Below are 19495 nucleotides of genomic sequence, written 5' to 3'. Positions count from 1 at the left end.
TTTGCCGGGCACCCACTCAGGACCGCGCCCATGTCGCTCTGCTCCTCCCAGACCCGGATGTTCGCGGACGCCGTGCTCGCCGCCTATCGCGGCCGGCGCCAGATGCCGCCGCTGACGCAGGCCGAGCCGACCTTCACGGTGGCGGACGGCGAGAAGGTCGGGCACGAGGTGGCCCGGCGACGGACGGCGGCCGGCGAGAGGATCATCGGCCGCAAGATCGGCTTCACCAACCGGACGATCTGGGCGGAGTACGGCGTGTTCTCGCCGATCTGGGGGCCCGTCTACGACACCACTTTCCGCGACGTGGACGGGCCGGCGGAGGCCGCCATCGGCCATCTCGTCGAGCCGCGGATCGAGCCGGAGATCGTGCTCGGCTTCAGGGCCCCTGTGACGGCGTCGATGGACGAGAGGGCCATCCTCGGCGCCGTCGGCTGGGTCGCCCACGGCTTCGAGATCGTCCAGTCGCTCTATCCCGGCTGGGTGTTCCAGGGTGCCGACTGCCAGGCGGCCTTCGGCCTGCACGGCGCCTTGTTCTGCGGCCCGCGCACGGAGGTCTCGGGCGACGCCGAGAGCTGGATGGCGGCGCTGACCGGCTTCGCCATCACCCTGTTCCGGAACGGCCAGAAGATGGACCGCGGCATCGCCGCCAACGTGCTGGACGGCCCCCTGTCGGCGGTCCGCCATCTCGCAGGCGTCCTCGCCGCCGATCCCGAAGCGAGCCCGATCGCCGCGGGCGAGATCATCACCACCGGCACGGTGACCCGCGCCTTTCCGATCGCGGCCGGCGAGACCTGGTCGACCGAGGTCGAGGGGCTGGACGTGATGCCGATGAGCCTGAGCTTCGTCTAGAACACGTCCAGGAGAGGCGGCCCCACTCGCTTCCCGGCGCAGATCCCGTCATCCCCGGCCGAGCGAAGCGAGGGGAAGGGGATCCAGGAGTTGCCGGGCAACTGCGATCCGCGGTTCGTCGCATGCGACCTGGGTCGCCGCCTCGTGGCTCCTGGACCCCCTTCCCTCGGCCTTCGGCCTCGCCGGGGGTGACAGACAGTGCTCCCGGGCGCGGACCTGCGAGACGTTCAGCCCATCACCCCGCGACGACCGGCTTTCCCGCCGGCATCTCCTCGGCGCCCGACATGAACTGCGCCTTCGCCAGCGCGGCGAAAATGCCGCCATGGGCGACGAGCTCCTCGAAGGTGCCGCTCTCCACCACCCGACCCTGGTCGAAGACGAGGATGCGGGAGGCGTGGCGGATGGTGGCGAGGCGGTGGGCGATGACGAAGGTGGTGCGGCCCTTCATCACCTCCTCGAGCGCCAGCTGCAGCTTCTGCTCGGTGGTGGCGTCGAGGGCGGAGGTCGCCTCGTCGAGGATGAGGATGGGCGGGTCCTTCAGGAGGGCGCGGGCGATGGAGAGGCGCTGCCTCTCGCCGCCCGACAGCGAACGGCCACGCTCGGCCACCTCGGTGTCGAGACCTTCCGGCTGGCGCTTGAGGAAGTCGAGCGCCTGGGCCCGCTCGCAGGCCTGCCAGATCTCCTCCTCGCTCGCCTCGGGACGGCCGACCTGGAGGTTTTCCTTGATGGTGCGGGCAAACAGCATCGGCTCCTGGAAGACGACGCCGATGTTCCGGCGCAGCGAGACCAGGGCGATGTCGCGGATGTCGTGGCCGTCGATGAGGACGCGGCCCGATTGCGGGTCGAAGACCCGGTGCAGCAGCGACAGGGTCGTCGATTTGCCCGAACCGGTGGAGCCGACGAGGGCGATGGTGTCGCCGGGCTTGGCCACGAAGGACAGGTCGAGGACGGCGGTTCGCTTGCCGTCATAGGAGAAGGAGACGTTCTCGAAGGCGACCGTGCCCTCGACGCGCCCGATGTCGAGGGCGTTCGGCCGGTCGTGGACCTGCGGCGCGGTGTCGACGACGTCGAAGAAGTCCTTGATCTTCGGGCCCTCGAGGAAAACCGAGTTGATGAAGCCGACGAGCGCCTCGAGCTTGCCGATCAGCATGGTGGCGAAGCCCATGAAGGTGACGATCTCGCCGATGGAGGCGAGGCCGTTGATGTGCAGCCAGGTGCCGACGAGGAAGATGGAGAGGACCGTCAGCGTCGCCGAGGCGCGGGAGGCGACCGCGGCGATGGCCCACCAGGAGAGGACGGGAATCTGGGCCGCCAGCAGCGCGTCGACGGTGGCGCGCATGGCGCGCACCTCGGCCTCGATGCGGGTGAAGGACTGGATGACCGGCACGTTGCCGAGGGCGTCGGTGGCGCGTTCGGCGAGGGCGTTGTGATACTCCTGAACCCGGCCCTGCAGCGTCTCCGTCTTGCGCAGCACCCAGCTCGTCAGGATGAAGAAGAAGAAGACCATCACGACGAGGAGGCTGCCGAGCCGCCAGTTCACCCACAGGGAGACCGGCACCAGGATCACCAGCGCGATGAGCGAGGCGCAGTGCTCGCGCAGGAAGGAGAGCAGCAGCCAGGCCATGGCGTTGGAGCCTTCCAGCATCTGCTTCAGCAGGCGGCCGGAATGGGCGCCGGAGTGGTAGCTCAGCGGCAGGTTCAGCACGTGCTCGAAGAAGTGCTGCATGAAGGCCAGGCGGCGCCGGTGCGACATGCGGTCCGCATGCAAGGCGACGAGCACGCCGGCAGCGATGGTGAAGAGGCCGAAGGTCACCCAGGCCGCGACCAGCGGCAGGATCTCGCTCCAGGTCACGGTGCGACCGCGCGCCTGGGCGGCGGAGAGCGTGTCGATGATGCGGCCGAACAGGATCGGCTCGGCGAACATGATGCAGGCGAGCACGATGTTGCAGGCGAGCAGCGTCATGCCGAGCCGCGTCTCGGGGCCGAGCTGCTTGAGGACGCGCCAGTAAACGTGGAGGAGCGACATGCGACGGCTTTCGTGACGGCGGGATACCGGATTGCGCCCTGTGAAACACGGCGTTCAACGCGCGGCAAGGGGCGTTGTTTCGGAGCGCCGGGTCAGAACGGCCGGCCGGCGCCTGCCCATGGCAGGTCGAGATGAGCCGCGGCGGCGGCGGCCATGTCGGCGAAGCTGTCGCGCCGGCCGATGGAGCCTGTCGGCAGCGCCGGGCCGAAGGCGAGGACCGGCACGTGTTCGCGGGTGTGGTCGGTGCCGCGATAGGTCGGGTCGCAGCCGTGGTCGGCGGTGACGATACAGAGGTCGCCGGGCCGCAGCGCGGCCACGAGCGAGGGCAGCCAGGCGTCGAAGGCCATCAGCGCGCGACCGTAGCCCTCCGGGTCGCGCCGGTGGCCGTAGAGCGAATCGAAGTCGATGAAATTGGCCATGAGCAGCCCGCCGTCGGACAGCCGCGCCAGTCCTTCGAGGGTGCGCGCGCCGAGCGCCGCGTTGCCGGCGGCCTTCAGCACCTCGCCGGTGCCGACATGGGCGAAGATGTCGCCGATCTTGCCGACGGTAATCACCTCCCGCCTCGCCTCCGAGGCGACCTGAAGCAGGGTCGGCGCCGGCGGCGGCACGGCATAGTCGCGGCGGTTGGCGGTGCGGGTGAAGCTCGCCGCATCGGTGCCGGTGAAGGGCCGGGCGATGACGCGGCCGATGCCGAGGGGGTCGCAGAGCCGGCGGGCGATGCGGCAGAGGGCGTCGAGCCGGTCGAGCCCGAAGGTCTCCTCGTGGGCGGCGATCTGCAGCACGGAATCGGCGGAGGTGTAGAGAATGGGCTTGCCCGTCGCCATGTGCTCGGCCCCGAGACGGGCGATGATCTCGGTGCCCGAGGCATGGCAATCGCCGAGGATGCCGGGGAGCTCCCCCTCGCGGACGAGGGCCTCGGTCAGCGCCGCGGGGAAGCAGGGGATGCTCTGCGGAAAATAGCCCCAGTCGAACGGCACTGGCAGGCCGGCGATCTCCCAGTGGCCGGAGGGCGTGTCCTTGCCCTTCGAGGCTTCCACGGCATAGCCCCAGCGCCCGGCGAAGGGCTCCGCGGCGGTGAGGCCCGGCGGCAGGCGGCCGGTGGAGGCGCGGGCCGCCGCGCCGAGGCCGAGCCGATCGAGGTGCGGCAGGGCGAAGGGCAGGCCGTTCGCGGCGAACCATCCCGCGACATGGCCGAGCGTGTCGGCGCCGGCATCGCCGTAACTCCCGGCATCCGCGCTGGCGCCGATGCCGACGGAATCGAGGACGAGGACGAAGGCGCGCGCCATCAGCCGGTGATCCGCGCCTGCACGAGGGCGCCGACCGCGGCGCCGCCCTCGCCGACCGTCACCGCCCCGGCGATCATGGCGGCGGCGGCCGCCATCGCCGCCTCGTCGCGGCCGTGGACGAGGGCCAGCGGCTGGCCGGCCTCCAGCGTGTCGCCGAGGGCGACGAGGCCGGTGAGGCCGACCGCGTGATCGACGGGGTCGGCGGAGCGGGTGCGCCCGCCGCCCAGCGCGACGACGGCCATGCCGATGGCGCGGGTGTCGATGGCGAGAACCGTGCCGGCTTCGCGAGCTGCGACCGGGCGCACCAGGGGAGCGCGCGGCAGGTGCTTGTCCGGATGCTCCATCAGGTCGTTCGGCCCGCCGAGGGCGGAGACCATGCGCTGGAAGGTCTCGGCCGCCCGGCCGTTGGCGAGGACGCGCTCGAGCTTGCCGAGGGCGGATTCGAGGTCGGGCTCCAGCCTGCCGAGCACCAGCAGCTCGGCGGCGAGCGCCATGGTGACGCCGTGCAGGCGCGAGACGGCGTGGCCGCCCTCCAGGTGCTCGATGGCGATCCGGACCTCCAGCGCATTGCCGGCGGCGGGCGCCAGGGGCTGGTCCATGGCCGTGACCAGCGCCACGGTCGGCAGGCCGGCGCCGGTGGCGACGGCGGCGATGGATTCGGCGAGGTCCCGTGACGCGGCGAAGGCCGGCATGAAGGCGCCGGAACCGGTCTTCACGTCCATGACGAGGCCGTCGAGGCCGGCGGCGAGCTTCTTCGACAGGATCGAGGCGGTGATGAGCGGGATGGACTCGACCGTCGCGGTGACGTCGCGCACGCCGTAGATCACCTTGTCGGCGGGGGCGAGATCGGCAGTCTGGCCGATAATGGCGCAGCCGACCTCACGCACGGTGCGGCGAAAACGTTCCTGCGAGGGCGTGGCGTCGTAGCCGGGAATGGCTTCCAGCTTGTCGAGCGTGCCGCCGGTATGGCCGAGGCCGCGGCCGGAGATCATCGGCACGAAGCCGCCGGCCGCCGCCACCATGGGCGCCAGCATTAGCGAGACGGTGTCGCCGACCCCGCCGGTGGAGTGCTTGTCGAGGACGGGGCCGGGCAGGTCGAGGTCGCGCCAGGAGAGCGTGCGCCCCGACGCGGTCATGGCGCGGGTCAGCGCCACGCGCTCGTCCATGGTCATGCCGCGAAAGAAGACGGCCATGGCGAAGGCGGCGACCTGCGCCTCGGTGACGGTCCCGGCGCCGATGCCGGCGACGAAGGCGGCGATGTCGGCCTCGCCGAGGGTCGCGCCGTCGCGCTTGGCGCGGATGATCTCCTGCGGGATGAAGGCGGGGCGGCTGTCGCTCATGGCGCGGCCTTTCCTGCGGCCAGAAGCTGGTCGAGGAGGCCGGAGGCGCCGAAGCGGAAGGTCGCCGGCGTCGCCCAGCCGATCCCCATGATCTCGTCGGCGAGGGCGAGGTAGGTGCGGGCGTCTTCGAGGGTGCGGATGCCGCCGGAGGGCTTGATGCCGACGGTCCGGCCGGAGGCGCAGATTTCCTCCAGCATGAGGCGGACGGCCTCGGGCGTCGCCGAGACGGCGGTCTTGCCGGTCGAGGTCTTGATGATGTCGGCGCCGGTGCCGATGGCGATGCGGGCGGCGGCGCGGATGAGCTCGGGGCTCTTCAGCTCGCCCGTCTCCAGGATGGTCTTGAGGGTGCGGCCCTGCGGCACCACGGCCCTCACCGCGCCGAGCAGGGCGCCGACCACCTCGTGCCGGCCGGCCATGAGCGTGCGCCAGGGCAGCACGACGTCGATCTCGTCGGCCCCGTCGAGCAGGGCCCAGCGCGCCTCGTCGGCGACGCGCATGACGTCGTCCTCGCCGGCGGGGAAGTTGACGACGGTGGCGATCCGCACCGGAGTGCCCTTCAGAAGGCGGCGCGCCTGCGGCAAGAAGCCCGACCAGAGGCAGACGGCGGCGACGGGGCCGAGCGGCGTCAGGGCGCGGGCGCAGAGCCGTTCGACGCCGGCCTCGTCGAGACCGTTGGACAGGTCGGTGAGGTCGAGGAGGGCCACGGCGCGGCGGGCGATGGTGGCGTCAGTCATCGATGCATTCCGTCAGGAAACCGCGGATCACCGCTTCCATGGCGCTGGCGCCCGCCGCCGCCACCGCCTTGGTCTCGGCGTGGGAGGGCGCGTGCGGGGCGAGGCCGGCGGCGAGATTGGTGATCATCGAGAGGCCGGCCACCGCGAGCCCGGCATGGCGGGCGAGGATCACCTCTGGGACCGTCGACATGCCCACTGCGTCGGCGCCGAGGGTGCGCAGCGCGCGGATCTCGGCGGGCGTCTCGAAGCTCGGGCCGGTCACCCAGGCGTAGACGCCCTCGAACAGCGCGACGCGTCGGCGCGCCGCGCCGCCGGCAATCACCCGGCGCAGGACCGGGTCGTAGGCGCCGTTCATCGGCACGAAGCGGTCGTCGCCCTTCAGGCCGATCAGCGGGTTGGGGCCGAAGAGGGCGATGTGGTCCTCGATCGCCATGATCGACCCCGGCGGCATGTCCGGCTTCAGCGAGCCGGCGGCGTTGGTCAGGAGCAGCCGCGGCACTCCGAGGGCCGCGAGCGTGTCGATGACCGGCTTCATGACGCGGGGATCGCCGCTCTCGTAGGTGTGGGCGCGGCCCTGGAGCACGGCGACGCGCCGCCCCTCCAGCGTCCCGATCACCAGCCGGCCGGCATGGCCGGAGACGCCGACGGGGGGAAAACCGGGGAGGTCGGCATAGGACAGGGCGACCGGCTCCTCCACCTCTTCCGCCAGCGGCCCGAGGCCGGTGCCGAGAACGATCGCGCAGGCGATGGGCGCGTCGCCCGCGGCGGCGCGGATGATACGGGCGGCGGTCATGCCAGAGTGTCCGGGCCGAAGGCATGGGGGAGCAGTTCGCCGAGGGTGAAGCGCGCCCTGACGCCCTCCGGTCCGGCGACGTGGATGGCCATGGTGCCGGCACCGAACTCCCGCAGCCGCTGGCGGCAGGCGCCGCAGGGGGTGCAGAGTTCGGGGCCCTCGGCGAAGACGAGGATCTCGGCGATGGCGCGGTCGCCGGCGAGGAGCATGGCGGCGACCGCGCCGGCCTCGGCGCAGGTGCCGACGGGATAGGCGGCGTTTTCGACGTTGCAGCCGGCATGGATGCGCCCCGACGCGGCGCGGATCGCGGCACCGACGCGGAAGCGCGAATAGGGAGCATAGGCCCGTCCCTGCGCCTCGCGCGCCGCGTCGAACAGGTCGTCCCATGGCTGCGTCATGCCCGCTCCGTCACGTCGAGATCCTCCCGGCGGCGCAGGATAGGGCAAGGGCGGCGGCGCAAGAACCCCAAAAGGGGCTCAGGGGTGGATGACGAGCCCGTCTTCGGCGCAGGCGACCGTCGCCTTGTCGCGGTTGGCGAGCATCTGCGGGCCCATATGGGTGAGGATGACGCGCTTCGCCCTCAGGTCCGCGAGGCGGCCGGAGAGGGTCTTCCAGTCCAGGTGGTTCTTCAGCGGAATGTCCCACGTGTAGCACTCGACCAGCAGCACGTCGGCGCCGTCGGCGAGGGGGACGAGGTCTTCCGTCCATGTCGTGTCGCCGGAATAGGCGAAGACCTTGGCGTCGCGGGCGATGCGGTAGCCCTGGCAGGGACCGGCGCGCTGGTCATGCACCATGGGAAAGGCGGTGACGGCGTTGCCGGCGACCGTCGCCGGCTTGTCGGGCGAGACTTCGAGATAGGTGATCTCGAAGGGATAGGCGTTGGACGAGGAGCCGGGGAAGGCCGCCTCCATCACCGCCTTCACCCATTCCTGGACGCGTTTCGGTCCGGCGATGGTGAGCGGCGCCTTGCGGCGGGCGTTGAACAGCGCATCCAGCATGAAGAAGGGCAGCCCGCCGATATGGTCGGCGTGGAAATGGGTCAGCAGGATCGCCGAGACGCTGTTGGGATCGATACCGGCGCGCTGCATGGCGAGGAGCGAGGTCGCGCCGCAATCGACCAGCATCACCGTGCCGTCGTCACCGGCGAGGTGCAGACAGGTCGAGTAGCGGCCGCCGGAGCCGAAGGCGTCGCCGGAGCCGAGAACGGTGATCTTCATGACACACCCACGGAGAATGACGGAAAAAAGCGTCGTGCGAGGCGCCGGCCCGGGCGCCGCATCCTTGCGGCCATATGAGCACGCGCGACCCCGGCTTTGAAGCGCCGGTAACTGAGGATGTCGGGATCACCCTTTCCAAATGCTTCCAGAGCGTATCGCCTGTCGATAGGCCCGCATCGTTGCAGGCCTCGTTCGCGCCGGAAAAGGATGACATGCCCCTGCCCGGCGTGCAGAGTCTGGCTCCCTCGCAGCGACTTGTACGGCCATGACCCAGACAGAAACGCTCACGCTCCCCGGACTTTCGGCGCCGGGGTCCATCGGCATCGACGCCAACGGAATTCCCCATATCCGGGCGGAGAACGAGGCGGATCTGTTCTTCCTGCAGGGCTTCTACGCGGCGCGCGAGCGCCTCTTCCAGATCGATCTGTTCCGCAAGCGCGGCCTCGGCCTGCTCGCCGGCGATTTCGGTCCCGGCTTCATCGAGCAGGACCGCGCGTCGCGGCTGTTCCTCTACCGCGGCGACAGCGAGGCTGAGTTCGCCGCCTACGGGCCCGAGGCCAAGGCGACGTTCACGGCCTTCACCAGGGGCATCAACGCCTTCGTCGCCATGACGGAGGCCGATCCCTCGCTGCTGCCCTTCGAGTTCGGTCTTCTCGGCACGAAGCCGGCCCGCTGGGCGCCGGAGGACGTCTCGCGAATCCGCACCCATTCGCTGTCGCGCAACGCGCTGTCGGAAATCCTGCGCTGCCAGGTCCATGGGAAGGCCGACCACCGCACCGACCTGCTGCGCCGCTGGCTCGAGCCGCAGGTGACGCCGGTCGTACCCGAGGGGCTGGATCCGGCGAGCGTGCCGCTGGCCGTGCTCGACGTCATCAAGCTCGCCACCGCCAATGCGACCTTCTCGAAGGAGCGTCTGGCGGCGAGCCTCGAGGATGCGCCGAAATGGCGTTCGACCACCGACCTGCTCGAAGTGGTGCTCGACGCCCAGTACACCGGCTCGAACAACTGGGCGGTGCACGGCTCCCGGACCGACACGGGCATGCCGATCCTCGCCTCGGATCCCCACCGCATCCACGGCATGCCGTCGCTCAGGACGATCTTCCACCTGACCTGCCCGACCCTCGACGTGGTGGGGGCGGGCGAGCCCTCGGTGCCGGGCGTGATGATCGGCCACAACGGGACGATCGCCTGGGGCCTGACGATCTTCTACATCGACCAGGAGGATCTCTACGTCTACGAGACGAGCCCCGAGGACCGCGATCTCTACCGCTACGGCGAGGGCTGGGAGCGGGTGCGCACGGTCGAGGAGAAGATCAAGGTCAAGGGTTGCGACGACCAGATCCTGACGCTGAAGTTCACCCGCCACGGGCCGGTGGTCCATGAGGATGCCGCGGCCGGCCGGCTTTATGCGGTGCGCGCCGCCTATTTCGAGCCGGGCACGGCGCCCTATCTCGTTGCCCACAAGCTGATGCGCGCGAAGAACCTCGCCGAGTTCCGCGATGCGGCGGTGACGTGGGGCACGCCCTCCTGCAACCTCGTCTTCGCCGACAAGGCAGGCGACATCGCCTGGATGCCGGCGGGCATCAATCCGATCCGACCCAACTGGGACGGTCTGCTGCCGGTGCCGGGCGACGGCCGCTACGAATGGGCCGGCTGGCGCGACCGGTCGCAGGCGCCGCTGGTGCACAATCCGGCGCGCGGCTTCGTCTTCTCCGCCAACGAGATGAACGTGCCGGAAGGCTGGGACCACAAGGCCTATCCCTTCGGCTTCGAATGGGTGGACTATTCGCGCGCAACCCGCATCGAGGAGGTGCTGGCCTCGGTCTCGCCGCACACGCTCTCGACCTCGAGGGCGCTGCAGACCGACGTCGTCTCCATTCCCGCCCGCCGCCTCGGCAAGCTGCTGTCGGGCCTGACGGCTCCCGATGCCGAGACGGCCTCTGCCATCGCCCTGCTGTCCGGCTGGGATCACGCGCTGACCAGCACGTCCGCCGCGGGCGCCCTGTTCGAGGTCTGGTGGTCGCGCCACCTCAAGAAGGCGCTGTGGAACGCCGTGGTGGCGCCCGAACTCCACGCGCTCATGGTGCCCGGCGACGTCGACGGCACCCTCGCCCTGCTCGAAAATCCCGACGACCGGTTCGGCGGCGATCCCGCGCAGGCGCGCGACGCCCTGCTTCTCGCCTCCCTCGCTGCGGCCCATGCGGAGGTCAAGCAGCTTCTCGGGCCCGATCCGGCGGACTGGGCCTGGGGCAAGCTGCATCACGGCTATTTCGAGCATCCGCTGTCCTTCCTCCTGCCGGAGGACCAGGCCAGGGCCTGGGCGATCGGCCCGGTGCCGCATGCCGGCTCGTCGGTCACCCCGATGCACACCGGCTATCGGGGCACGGATTTCCGCACGATGATGGGGTCGTCCTTCCGCCTCGTCGTCGATCTCGCCGACCTCGACCGCTCGGTGACGATCAACACGCCGGGCCAGTCGGGCGATCCGACCTCGCCGCATTACCGCGACCTCTTCGCCCGCTGGGCGGCGGGCGACTACGCGCCGCTGCCCTATACGGCGGCGGCGGTGGAGGCCGCGCTGGAGTCGAGGCTCGACTGCAAGCCTGGTTGAACCGATTCAGGTCCTGTATTTCGGCCGGGTAACAATCCACAGGGCTCGTGTCGCCCGGCTGAAACCCTCCCCTCATACCGTCTGGCCGTCACGACCAGAGGGGATGAACAGGTCCATGCCGCACCGGGACGCCATCGCCAGCCTGAACCAAGCCCTGGCCGCGATCGACGTGATGATCCGCAGCGGCAAGGGCCAGGGTGGCCGTCTCGTCGACATGGCGCGCGAGGCGCGCCAGGCCGCATCCGTCCTCGCCGCGCCGCGTCCGCGCGCCCCGGCCGCCCCCCGGGACGAGGCCGTCACGGAAGAGGTCTGAGTCTCAGACCGGCAGGCTGGCCGTCGCCTTGACCTCCTCCATCACCGCATAGGTGCGCGTCTCCCTCACGCCGGGCAGCGAGAGGAGCACCTCGCCGAGGAAGATGCGGTAGGCCGCCATGTCGGCGACGCGCGTCTTGATGAGATAGTCGAAGCCGCCGGCGACGAGATGGCATTCCAGCACATCGGGGGCGCGCGCCACGGCGGTGGCGAAGCGGTCGAAGACGTCCGGCGTGGTCTTGTCGAGGGTCACCTCGACGAAGACCAGGAAGCCGCGGCCGAGCTTCTGCGGGTCGAGCCGCGCCCCGTAGCCGGCGATGATGCCGTCACGCGTCAGGCGCTTCACCCGCTCGCTGGTGGCGGTGGGTGAGAGGCCGACCCTTTCGGCAAGTTCGACATTCGGAATGCGGCCGTCCTCCTGCAGGAGGCGGAGGAGTTTGCGGTCGAGGGCGTCGAGAGGTGTCGTCATCGAAGGATTCGCTACCAGATGCGAGATGATTAGGGAATAGTCCGGCGAACAAGGCAAAACGCCACCTCGAAACACGGTCGAACTGCGGATAGCCTGTCGATATCGCCATGAACCCCACCGAGGCCCGCCCGTGTCGTCCCTTCCCCGGTTCGAAGCCCCCTATGCCGAGGCCGACGAGGCCGTCGCCCGCCGCCTGCTCACAACCGCCAGCCTCTCCCCGGCGGCGGAGGAGAGGATCGACGCGCGGGCGCGCGCGCTGATCGCCGCCATCCGGGCGAAGTCCGGCGGGCTCGGCGGTATCGAGGATTTCCTGCGCGAATATTCGCTGACCACCAAGGAGGGCCTCGCCCTGATGGTGCTGGCGGAGGCGCTGCTGCGCGTGCCGGATTCTCGCACCGCCGACGCCCTCATCGAGGACAAGCTGTCGGGCACGGACTGGGCCCACCGGGCGACGAAATCGGAGGCCTGGCTGGTCTCGGCCTCCGCCTGGGCCCTCGGCGTCACCGCCCGCGTCATCCATCCCGGCGAGAGCCCGGAGGGGATCCTGGAGACGCTCGGCAAGCGGCTGGGGCTGCCGACGGTCCGCGCCGCGACGCGCCAGGCCATGCGCCTCCTCGGCTCCCACTTCGTCCTCGGCCAGACCATCGGCGAGGCGCTGGGCCGGGCGGGCTCGGCCCGCCGCTTCCGCTATTCCTACGACATGCTGGGCGAGGGCGCGCGCACCGCGGCCGACGCCGAGCGCTACCTCGCCTCCTACCACGACGCCATCGCCGCCATCGGCAAGGCGGCCGGCAACGAGCCGCTGCCGAACCGGCCGGGCATCTCGGTGAAGCTGTCGGCGCTGCATCCGCGCTACGAGGCGGTGAGCCGCGATCGGGTCATGCGCGAGCTGGTGCCGAAACTCCTGACGCTCGCCCAGGCAGCCAAGGCGCACGACCTCAACTTCACCGTCGACGCGGAGGAGGCCGACCGGCTGGAGCTGTCGCTCGACGTCATTGCCGCCGTGCTCGCCGATCCCTCCCTCGCGGGCTGGGAGGGCTTCGGCCTCGCCGTGCAGGCCTACCAGAAGCGGGCGCTCCAGGTGATCGACTGGCTCGACGCCCTCGCCGCCCGGCTCGACCGCCGGCTGATGGTGCGGCTCGTGAAAGGTGCCTACTGGGACACGGAGGTGAAGCGGGCGCAGGAGCGCGGCCTGCCGGACTTCCCGGTCTTCACCCGCAAGCCGATGACCGACCTCAACTACATGGCCTGCGCACGGCGCCTGCTCGCGGCGCGGCCACGCATCTATCCGCAGTTCGCCACCCACAACGCCCTGACCATCGCGACGATCCTCGAGGAGGCCGGGGGCGCAGAGGGCTACGAGTTCCAGCGCCTGCACGGCATGGGCGAGGCTTTGTACGACTCCCTGCTGGCGAAGCTTCCCGAAGCGGCCTGCCGCACCTATGCGCCGGTCGGGGGCCACCGCGACCTCCTCGCCTATCTCGTCCGCCGCCTGCTGGAGAACGGCGCCAATTCCTCCTTCGTCTCGGCCTCGGCCGATCCCGCCGTGCCGGTGGAGAGCCTGCTGGCGCGGCCGCAGAGCTGGATCGGCAATGCCGCGGACGCGCGGCCGCGCAAGCTGCCGCTGCCGAAAGACATCTACGCCCCGGGCCGGGTCAATTCGGCCGGCGTCGAGTTCGGCGACGCCAAGGCGCTCGCCGCCTTCCTGGCGGAGGTCGGCAAGGGACCGGCGGGCTTTCCCGCCAGCGCCCGGCCGCTGGTCGGCGGCAGGGCGATGCGCGGTGCCATCCGCTCGGTGACGAGCCCGGTGGACGGCGCTGTGGTGGGCGCCGTGGAAGAGGCGGACGCGGCGGTGGTGAAGGCCGCCTTCGACCGCGCGGCCGAAGGGTTCAAGACCTGGAGCCGCACGCCGGCGAGCACCCGCGCCGAGGCGCTGGAGAGGCTCGCCGATGCGCTGGAGGCGGAGCGCGGCATGGTCTGCGCGCTGCTCGCGCGCGAGGCCGGCAAGACGCTGGACGACGGCGTCGCCGAGGTGCGCGAGGCCGTCGACTTCTGCCGCTACTACGCCCAGGAGGCGCGCCGCCACTTCGGCGAGGGCCTCGCCATGCCGGGCCCGACCGGCGAGGAGAACCGGCTCACGCTGCGCGGCCGCGGCACCATCGTCTGCATCAGCCCGTGGAACTTCCCGCTCGCCATCTTCCTCGGCCAGGTGGCGGCGGCGCTCGCCGCCGGCAACGCCGTCATCGCCAAGTCCGCCGAGCAGACGCCGCTTGTGGCCGCCGCCGCGGTGGCGCTCGCCCACCGGGCGGGCATTCCCGCCGACGTGCTGGCGCTGGTGCCGGGCGACGGGCGCGTGGGCGCCCTGCTGGTGGGCGAGCCGCGGGTCGCGGGCGTCGCCTTCACCGGCTCGACCGAGGTCGCGTGGAAGATCAACCAGCAGCTCGCCGTAAAGCGCGGCCCCATCGTGCCCCTCATCGCCGAGACCGGCGGCATCAACGCCATGATCGTCGACGCCACCGCCCTGCCCGAACAGGTGAGCGACGACGTGGTCATGTCGGCCTTCCGCTCGGCCGGCCAGCGCTGCTCGGCGCTGCGGCTCCTCTGCCTGCAGGAGGACGTGGCCGAGCGCATGCTGGAGATGATCCGCGGCGCCGCGGCGGAGCTGAAGATCGGCGATCCCGCCGATCCCGCGACCCATGTCGGCCCGGTGATCGACGAGGAGGCGAAGGCGCGGCTGGAGGCGGTGGTGGAGAAGGCGCGGGCCGAGGGTCGCCTCGTCTGGCAGGCGAGCCTTCCCTCAGGCGCGCCGGCGGGGCTCTTCGTCGCCCCGGCGATCATCCGCGTGGCGAGGCCGGAGGACCTGACCGAGGAGGTCTTCGGCCCCGTCCTGCACGTCACGACCTGGAAGGCCGGCCGGCTTGCCGAGCTCACCGAGGCCATCGCCGGCAACGGCACGGGCCTCACCCTCGGCATCCATTCGCGCATCGACCAGGTGGTGGAGGAGGTCGTGGCGCGGCTCTCCCACGGCAATGTCTACGTCAACCGCAACATGATCGGCGCCGTGGTGGGCACCCAGCCCTTCGGCGGCTCGGCCCTGTCGGGAACGGGGCCGAAGGCCGGCGGCCCTCACTACCTGCCGCGCTTTGCCCTTGAGCAGGTGGTGACGGTGAACACGGCGGCGGCGGGGGGCAATGCCAGCCTGCTCGCCGGCGGCGAGGGGTGAGACGCTCTCAGCCGGCGAAATAGCGGTCGATGATGCGTCGGTAGATGGCGGTGAGGGCCATGAGATCGGCGACCGGCACCCGCTCGTCCACCGCGTGCATGGTCTGTCCGACGAGGCCGAACTCGATGACCGGGCAATAGTCCTTGATGAAGCGGGCGTCGGAGGTGCCGCCGGAGGTGGAGAGCTCCGGCTGCCGTCCGGTGATCTCGGCGATGGCCTCGCTGACCATCGCGACGAAAGGCCCCGGCTTGGTGATGAAGCTCTGAGAATTGCCGCGGGCCCAGGTCACGGTCGCAGTGATACCGGGCCTTGCGGCCGCTGCCGCGACGCCCTCGATCCAGGCTTTCAGCCCGTCGAGCGTGTGCTCGTCGTTGAAGCGGATGTTGAAGCGGCCGGTGGCGGTCTGCGGGATGACGTTGGTGGCGGCGTTGCCGACGTCCACCGAGGTGATGGCGAGGTTGGACGGCTGGAAATGGGCGTTGCCGGCGTCGAGCGGTCGTTCCGTCAGCCGGGCGAGGATGTCGAGCAGCACGGGAATGGGATTGGCGGCGCGGTCGGGATAGGCGACGTGGCCCTGGCGCCCCTCGACGGTGACGATGGCGGAGAGCGAGCCGCGGCGGCCGATCTTGATCATGTCGCCGAGGGCCTGCGGATTGCTCGGCTCGCCGACGATGCAATGGTCGAAGCGCTCGCCGCGGGCATGGACCCATTCCAGCACCTTGACCGTGCCGTTGACGGAAGGACCCTCCTCGTCGCCGGTGATGAGGAAGCCGACCGAGCCCTGAGGTTTGCCGCCGTTCGCCGCGAGATGATCGAGGACGGCGGCGAGGAAACAGGCGATGCCGCCCTTCATGTCCACCGCGCCGCGGCCGTAGAGTTCGCCGCCGGCAATCTCGCCTGCGAAGGGGTCGTGGCGCCAGGCCGCGGCATCGCCCGGCGGGACCACGTCGGTATGGCCGGCGAAGAGGAGATAGGGCGCTTCCGTCCCGATGCGCGCGTAGAGGTTCTCCACGTCCGGCGTGCCGGGTTCGGAGAAGGTGATCCGGTCGACGGCGAAGCCGGCCGGCCGCAGCACCGCTTCCAGCGCGTCGAGGGCGCCGCCCTCCGCCGGGGTCACGGAGGGGCAGCGGACGAGGGCGCGCGTCAGCGCGACCGGATCTGCACTCATGCGGGATGGGTCCTCAGGATGCGGGAACCGACAGCGGGTCGGGGCCGTAGCGGTTGGGCCCGCGGGTGCCCTGGAAGAAGCCGAGATCGACCAGGGCCCAGAGGCCGGCGACCGCGATGGCCAGCGAGAAGAGCATGGACAGGAGGCTCGGGCCGCCGAGCTCGATCGGCACGACCATGTTCTTGATCTGGAAGGCGATGTTCAGCGCCATCAGCGCCTGGACATAGGTCTGCGGGTAGTCGCGGTCGTTCGACCGTTTCACCAGCAGGAAATAGGCCGGCAGCGTCATGGCGAGGCCGACGAGGCCGGCGAGGATGGCGGCGCCCCAGATGCCGGCTGCCGCCCAGCCGACGAGGCCGGCGACGAAGCCGAGCACGATATTGGCGACGATCAGGATGACCATGCCGATCCAGAAGTCCTGCCGGCCGATGCGGCCGTCGCCGTTCAGGAAGAGGTGTTGCAAGTTCATGATGGGCCTCTGCGATCCCTCGGGCCCGCCGAGACTGACGGGCGGTGGCGGCAAGGTCAACGCCCAAGGTTTCAAGGGCGTGTCATGCGAGGGGGTCGGGCCCGAAACGATTGGGGCCCGCCTCGCCGCGCAGCAGGCCGAGATCGATGACGAGGACGATGAGGGCGACGAGGACCCACAGGCCTAGGACGGAGAGGACGGGCCCCATGGGGCCGGCGGAGTCGAAATAGCCGAGCACCTGCAACAGGCTGACGAGGAAGGCCGGCAGGAAGAGGAAGAGCAGGTAGAGGTCGGAATGGCCGCGATCGTGGGCCCGCTTGATGGCGAGCGCGAGCGAGGGATAGAGGAAGGCGAGGCCGACCACGGCGGCGGCGGGATGGCCGCCGAAATCCATGGCGAGGCGGTCGCCGATGAAGGCGAAGACGTTGAGCGCCACCGCCGCCACCCAGAAGGGCAGGCGCGGGATGCGGCCCTCGAAATCGAGGAAGAGATAGCGCCAGGCCGCCGGCTCGAGCCAGATCTGCCGGTTCGTCCAGTCGATCCCGGCCATGGCGGGGTGCCTTCCTTCGCGGTCAGTCGCGCAGCAGCTCGTTGATGCCGGTCTTGGAGCGGGTCTTCTCGTCGACGGTCTTCACGATGACGGCGCAATAGGTGGAGGGGCCCCAGTTCTCGCCGGGCAGGGCCTTGCCGGGCAGCGAGCCGGAGACGACCACCGAATAGGGCGGAACCTTGCCGATGTGGATCTCGCCGGTCTGGCGGTCGACGATCTTGGTGGAGGAGGACAGGAATACGCCCATGGAGATGACCGAGCCCTCGCCGACGACGACGCCCTCGACGACCTCGGAGCGGGCGCCGATGAAGCAGTTGTCCTCGATGATGGTCGGGTTGGCCTGCAGCGGCTCCAGTACGCCGCCGATGCCGACGCCGCCCGAGAGGTGGACGTTCTTGCCGATCTGAGCGCAGGAGCCGACGGTGGCCCAGGTGTCGACCATGGTGCCCTCGTCAACATAGGCGCCGAGGTTCACGAAGGACGGCATCAGCACCACGTTCTTCGCGATGAAGGCCGAGCGGCGCACGACGCAGTTCGGCACGGCGCGGAAGCCGGCCTTGCCGAATTCGGCGGCGCCCCAGCCGTCGAACTTCGAGGGCACCTTGTCCCACCAGGACGAGTCGCCCGGGCCGCCGGCGATGGTGGTCATGTCGTTGAGGCGGAAGGAGAGCAGCACCGCCTTCTTCAGCCACTGGTGCACCACCCACGCGCCGGTCTCCTTGGAGGCGACGCGCAGGGTGCCGGAATCGAGCAGGTTCAGCGCGGTCTCCACGGCCTCGCGCACCTCGCCCTTCGTGCCCGCATTGACCTCGGCGCGGTTGTCGAAGGCGGTCTCGATGACGGACTGGAGCTGGGCGTGGGACATGGCGGGTTCCGCGTGACGTCAGGATCTGTCGCGCCTTGTCCCCGTGCCGTCAGGTCCTGTCAAGCGACGCCCCGCCGCAGCGCCATTGCGCGGCCCGCACGGGGGGCATGGTGCCGGGGCCTCTCCATCCTGTATGAGGGAGCCGGAAGCGGCCCGCCGACGGGTGCGGGTGCCGCAGCACGTGAGAGATCTTTGTACCTCGAGATAGCGATCATTCTGGTCCTGACGCTGGTGAACGGCGTCCTGGCCATGTCCGAGCTGGCGGTGGTCTCCTCCCGCCCCGCGCGTCTCAAGGTGCTGAGCGACCAGGGCAGCCGCGGCGCCGCCGTGGCGCTGACCCTGGCGGATCATCCCGGCCGCTTCCTCTCCACGGTGCAGATCGGCATCACCCTCGTCGGCGTGCTCTCGGGCGCTTTTTCCGGCGCGACGCTCGGCGTGCGCGCCGGCGACGGGCTGCAGAGCCTCGGCCTGTCGGCGGGCGTGGCGGACTGGCTCGGCGTCGGTTCGGTCGTGGTGCTCATCACCTATCTCTCGCTGATCGTCGGCGAACTCGTGCCGAAGCAGATCGCCCTGCGCGACCCCGAGCGCATCGCCGCGGCGGTGGCGCCGGCCATGGCGCTGCTGTCGCGCGTGGCTGCGCCCCTCGTCTGGCTGCTGGACGGATCGGGGCGGCTGATCCTCGCTCTCCTCGGGCAGAAGAGCGACGGGGGCGACAAGGTCACCGAGGAGGAGGTGAAGACCATCATCGCCGAGGCCGAGACGGCCGGCGTGATCGAGCGGGCCGAGGGCGAGATGATCGCCGGCGTCATGCGCCTCGCCGACCGCACGGCCGGGGGGCTGATGACGCCGCGCCGCGAGGTGGAGATGATCAACCTCGCCGAACCGGCGGAGACCATCCGCCGGCGGCTGCGCACGACCCGCCGCTCGCGCCTGCCCGTGCAGGACGGCGATGCCGATTCCATCATCGGCGTGGTGCTGGTGAAGGACCTCATCGAGGCGCTCGGCGGCCGCGGCCGCCCCGATTACGGCAGCCTGGTGCAGGAGGCGCCGATCGTGCTCGACCGGACGCCCGCCCTCGACGTGCTGAGGACGCTGCGCGCCGCCAGCGCCCACATGACGCTGGTCTTCGACGAATACGGGCATTTCGAGGGGATCATCACCGCCACCGACGTGCTGGAGGCCATCGTCGGCGCCCTGCCGGACGAGGACGACGAGGAGCCGGCCATCGCCGCGCGTGCCGACGGGTCGCTGCTCGTTGCCGGCTGGATGGCGGCGGACGAGTTCTCCATCCAGCTCGGCGTGCCGGTGGACCCGGAGGGCGACTTCCACACGGTGGCCGGTTTCGTGCTGCACGAGATGCAGCGGCTGCCGGCGGTGGGCGAAGGGTTCGACAAGGCTGGCTGGCGCTTCGAGGTGGTCGATCTCGACGGCCGGCGCATCGACAAGATTCTGGCGACGCGGCTCTCCTGACCGGCAAGGCCCGCTTGCACCGATGCACGAATCGGCTTGCCCCCCTCGCGGGGTGGGCGGGCAGGCGTCATCTGTGGACAGAAGGCGGCGGAGAGCCGCCACCCACCGGAGAC

The 19495-nt window shown here is 70.6% G+C and carries 17 protein-coding genes; 5 read left to right on the top strand and 12 right to left on the bottom strand.

Annotation, left to right across the window (positions count from 1 at the left end):
- Positions 1 to 30: 30 nt before the first annotated feature.
- Positions 31 to 849, top strand: coding sequence for a 2-keto-4-pentenoate hydratase (locus C6569_RS17500; protein WP_245898139.1), 819 nt, complete (start codon positions 31 to 33; stop codon positions 847 to 849).
- Positions 850 to 1084: 235 nt separating this feature from the next.
- On the opposite strand, the gene C6569_RS17495 is transcribed toward C6569_RS17500, so the two are convergent.
- The 7 genes from C6569_RS17495 to C6569_RS17465 form a co-directional block, all read right to left on the bottom strand.
- Entirely contained in the window at positions 1085 to 2875 is a 1791-nt protein-coding gene (locus C6569_RS17495) for a glucan ABC transporter ATP-binding protein/ permease (protein WP_106750084.1), read from the bottom strand.
- Between the two features lie 92 nt (positions 2876 to 2967).
- On the bottom strand, positions 2968 to 4161 hold the full coding sequence (locus tag C6569_RS17490) for a phosphopentomutase (protein WP_106750083.1): 1194 nt from the start codon (positions 4159 to 4161) through the stop codon (positions 2968 to 2970).
- A complete protein-coding gene (gene deoA / locus C6569_RS17485; protein WP_106750082.1) occupies positions 4161 to 5501 on the bottom strand; it encodes a thymidine phosphorylase in 1341 nt (446 codons plus the stop codon). The genes C6569_RS17490 and deoA overlap by 1 nt, the downstream gene beginning before the upstream one ends.
- Positions 5498 to 6235 carry a deoxyribose-phosphate aldolase gene (gene deoC / locus C6569_RS17480; RefSeq protein ID WP_106750081.1) on the bottom strand — a complete coding sequence of 246 codons (738 nt, stop codon included), beginning with the start codon at positions 6233 to 6235 and terminating at the stop codon, positions 5498 to 5500. Before deoC ends, deoA begins: the two co-directional genes overlap by 4 nt.
- Entirely contained in the window at positions 6228 to 7028 is an 801-nt protein-coding gene (locus C6569_RS17475; RefSeq protein WP_106750080.1) for a purine-nucleoside phosphorylase, read from the bottom strand. Before C6569_RS17475 ends, deoC begins: the two co-directional genes overlap by 8 nt.
- Complete coding sequence (locus C6569_RS17470) at positions 7025 to 7426, bottom strand: cytidine deaminase (RefSeq protein WP_106750079.1); 402 nt, start codon at positions 7424 to 7426, stop codon at positions 7025 to 7027. The genes C6569_RS17475 and C6569_RS17470 overlap by 4 nt, the downstream gene beginning before the upstream one ends.
- Before the next feature lie 78 nt (positions 7427 to 7504).
- Positions 7505 to 8245: an MBL fold metallo-hydrolase gene (locus C6569_RS17465; protein WP_106750078.1), complete on the bottom strand. Its 741-nt coding sequence runs from the start codon at positions 8243 to 8245 to the stop codon at positions 7505 to 7507.
- Between the two features lie 265 nt (positions 8246 to 8510).
- Between C6569_RS17465 and C6569_RS17460 the strand changes: the two genes are divergently transcribed.
- Positions 8511 to 10856, top strand: coding sequence for a penicillin acylase family protein (locus C6569_RS17460; protein ID WP_106750077.1), 2346 nt, complete (start codon positions 8511 to 8513; stop codon positions 10854 to 10856).
- 115 nt (positions 10857 to 10971) lie between these two features.
- Complete coding sequence (locus C6569_RS17455; RefSeq protein WP_106750076.1) at positions 10972 to 11169, top strand: hypothetical protein; 198 nt, start codon at positions 10972 to 10974, stop codon at positions 11167 to 11169.
- 3 nt (positions 11170 to 11172) lie between these two features.
- Here C6569_RS17455 and C6569_RS17450 read toward each other — a convergent pair whose 3' ends face one another.
- On the bottom strand, positions 11173 to 11637 hold the full coding sequence (locus C6569_RS17450) for an Lrp/AsnC ligand binding domain-containing protein (protein WP_106750075.1): 465 nt from the start codon (positions 11635 to 11637) through the stop codon (positions 11173 to 11175).
- Between the two features lie 130 nt (positions 11638 to 11767).
- Here C6569_RS17450 and putA point away from each other — a divergent pair, with 130 nt between their 5' ends.
- Positions 11768 to 14860, top strand: coding sequence for a bifunctional proline dehydrogenase/L-glutamate gamma-semialdehyde dehydrogenase PutA (putA, locus tag C6569_RS17445; protein ID WP_106750074.1), 3093 nt, complete (start codon positions 11768 to 11770; stop codon positions 14858 to 14860).
- Between the two features lie 7 nt (positions 14861 to 14867).
- Here the strand turns inward: putA and dapE are convergent, their stop codons facing one another.
- The 4 genes from dapE to dapD form a co-directional block, all read right to left on the bottom strand.
- Positions 14868 to 16028, bottom strand: coding sequence for a succinyl-diaminopimelate desuccinylase (dapE, locus tag C6569_RS17440; RefSeq protein ID WP_106750073.1), 1161 nt, complete (start codon positions 16026 to 16028; stop codon positions 14868 to 14870).
- A gap of 13 nt (positions 16029 to 16041) precedes the next feature.
- On the bottom strand, positions 16042 to 16497 hold the full coding sequence (locus C6569_RS17435; protein ID WP_106750072.1) for a DUF805 domain-containing protein: 456 nt from the start codon (positions 16495 to 16497) through the stop codon (positions 16042 to 16044).
- Between the two features lie 82 nt (positions 16498 to 16579).
- The gene (locus tag C6569_RS17430) at positions 16580 to 17047 is read right to left on the bottom strand and encodes a DUF805 domain-containing protein (protein ID WP_106750071.1); all 468 of its coding nucleotides are present in this window, start codon (positions 17045 to 17047) and stop codon (positions 16580 to 16582) included.
- A gap of 22 nt (positions 17048 to 17069) precedes the next feature.
- The gene (dapD, locus tag C6569_RS17425) at positions 17070 to 17912 is read right to left on the bottom strand and encodes a 2,3,4,5-tetrahydropyridine-2,6-dicarboxylate N-succinyltransferase (RefSeq protein ID WP_106750070.1); all 843 of its coding nucleotides are present in this window, start codon (positions 17910 to 17912) and stop codon (positions 17070 to 17072) included.
- Between the two features lie 192 nt (positions 17913 to 18104).
- Between dapD and C6569_RS17420 the strand changes: the two genes are divergently transcribed.
- Complete coding sequence (locus C6569_RS17420; RefSeq protein WP_106750069.1) at positions 18105 to 19382, top strand: hemolysin family protein; 1278 nt, start codon at positions 18105 to 18107, stop codon at positions 19380 to 19382.
- The last annotated feature ends 113 nt before the right edge of the window (positions 19383 to 19495 follow it).

It is taken from the genome of Phreatobacter cathodiphilus (genome assembly GCF_003008515.1).
Lineage (GTDB): Bacteria > Pseudomonadota > Alphaproteobacteria > Rhizobiales > Phreatobacteraceae > Phreatobacter > Phreatobacter cathodiphilus.
This window is presented reverse-complemented; position numbering and strand designations above follow the sequence as displayed.

Bases quoted from the DNA above. Each gene is read 5' to 3' on its own strand.
- C6569_RS17430 (WP_106750071.1), bottom strand. From the start codon at position 17,047: ATGGCCGGGATCGACTGGACGAACCGGCAGATCTGGCTCGAGCCGGCG.
- C6569_RS17475 (WP_106750080.1), bottom strand. From the start codon at position 7,028: ATGACCGCCGCCCGTATCATCCGCGCCGCCGCGGGCGACGCGCCCATC.
- C6569_RS17460 (WP_106750077.1), top strand. From the start codon at position 8,511: ATGACCCAGACAGAAACGCTCACGCTCCCCGGACTTTCGGCGCCGGGG.
- C6569_RS17455 (WP_106750076.1), top strand. From the start codon at position 10,972: ATGCCGCACCGGGACGCCATCGCCAGCCTGAACCAAGCCCTGGCCGCG.
- deoC (WP_106750081.1), bottom strand. From the start codon at position 6,235: ATGACTGACGCCACCATCGCCCGCCGCGCCGTGGCCCTCCTCGACCTC.
- C6569_RS17435 (WP_106750072.1), bottom strand. From the start codon at position 16,497: ATGAACTTGCAACACCTCTTCCTGAACGGCGACGGCCGCATCGGCCGG.
- C6569_RS17450 (WP_106750075.1), bottom strand. From the start codon at position 11,637: ATGACGACACCTCTCGACGCCCTCGACCGCAAACTCCTCCGCCTCCTG.
- dapE (WP_106750073.1), bottom strand. From the start codon at position 16,028: ATGAGTGCAGATCCGGTCGCGCTGACGCGCGCCCTCGTCCGCTGCCCC.
- C6569_RS17465 (WP_106750078.1), bottom strand. From the start codon at position 8,245: ATGAAGATCACCGTTCTCGGCTCCGGCGACGCCTTCGGCTCCGGCGGC.
- deoA (WP_106750082.1), bottom strand. From the start codon at position 5,501: ATGAGCGACAGCCGCCCCGCCTTCATCCCGCAGGAGATCATCCGCGCC.
- C6569_RS17495 (WP_106750084.1), bottom strand. From the start codon at position 2,875: ATGTCGCTCCTCCACGTTTACTGGCGCGTCCTCAAGCAGCTCGGCCCC.
- C6569_RS17470 (WP_106750079.1), bottom strand. From the start codon at position 7,426: ATGACGCAGCCATGGGACGACCTGTTCGACGCGGCGCGCGAGGCGCAG.
- C6569_RS17500 (WP_245898139.1), top strand. From the start codon at position 31: ATGTCGCTCTGCTCCTCCCAGACCCGGATGTTCGCGGACGCCGTGCTC.
- C6569_RS17490 (WP_106750083.1), bottom strand. From the start codon at position 4,161: ATGGCGCGCGCCTTCGTCCTCGTCCTCGATTCCGTCGGCATCGGCGCC.
- dapD (WP_106750070.1), bottom strand. From the start codon at position 17,912: ATGTCCCACGCCCAGCTCCAGTCCGTCATCGAGACCGCCTTCGACAAC.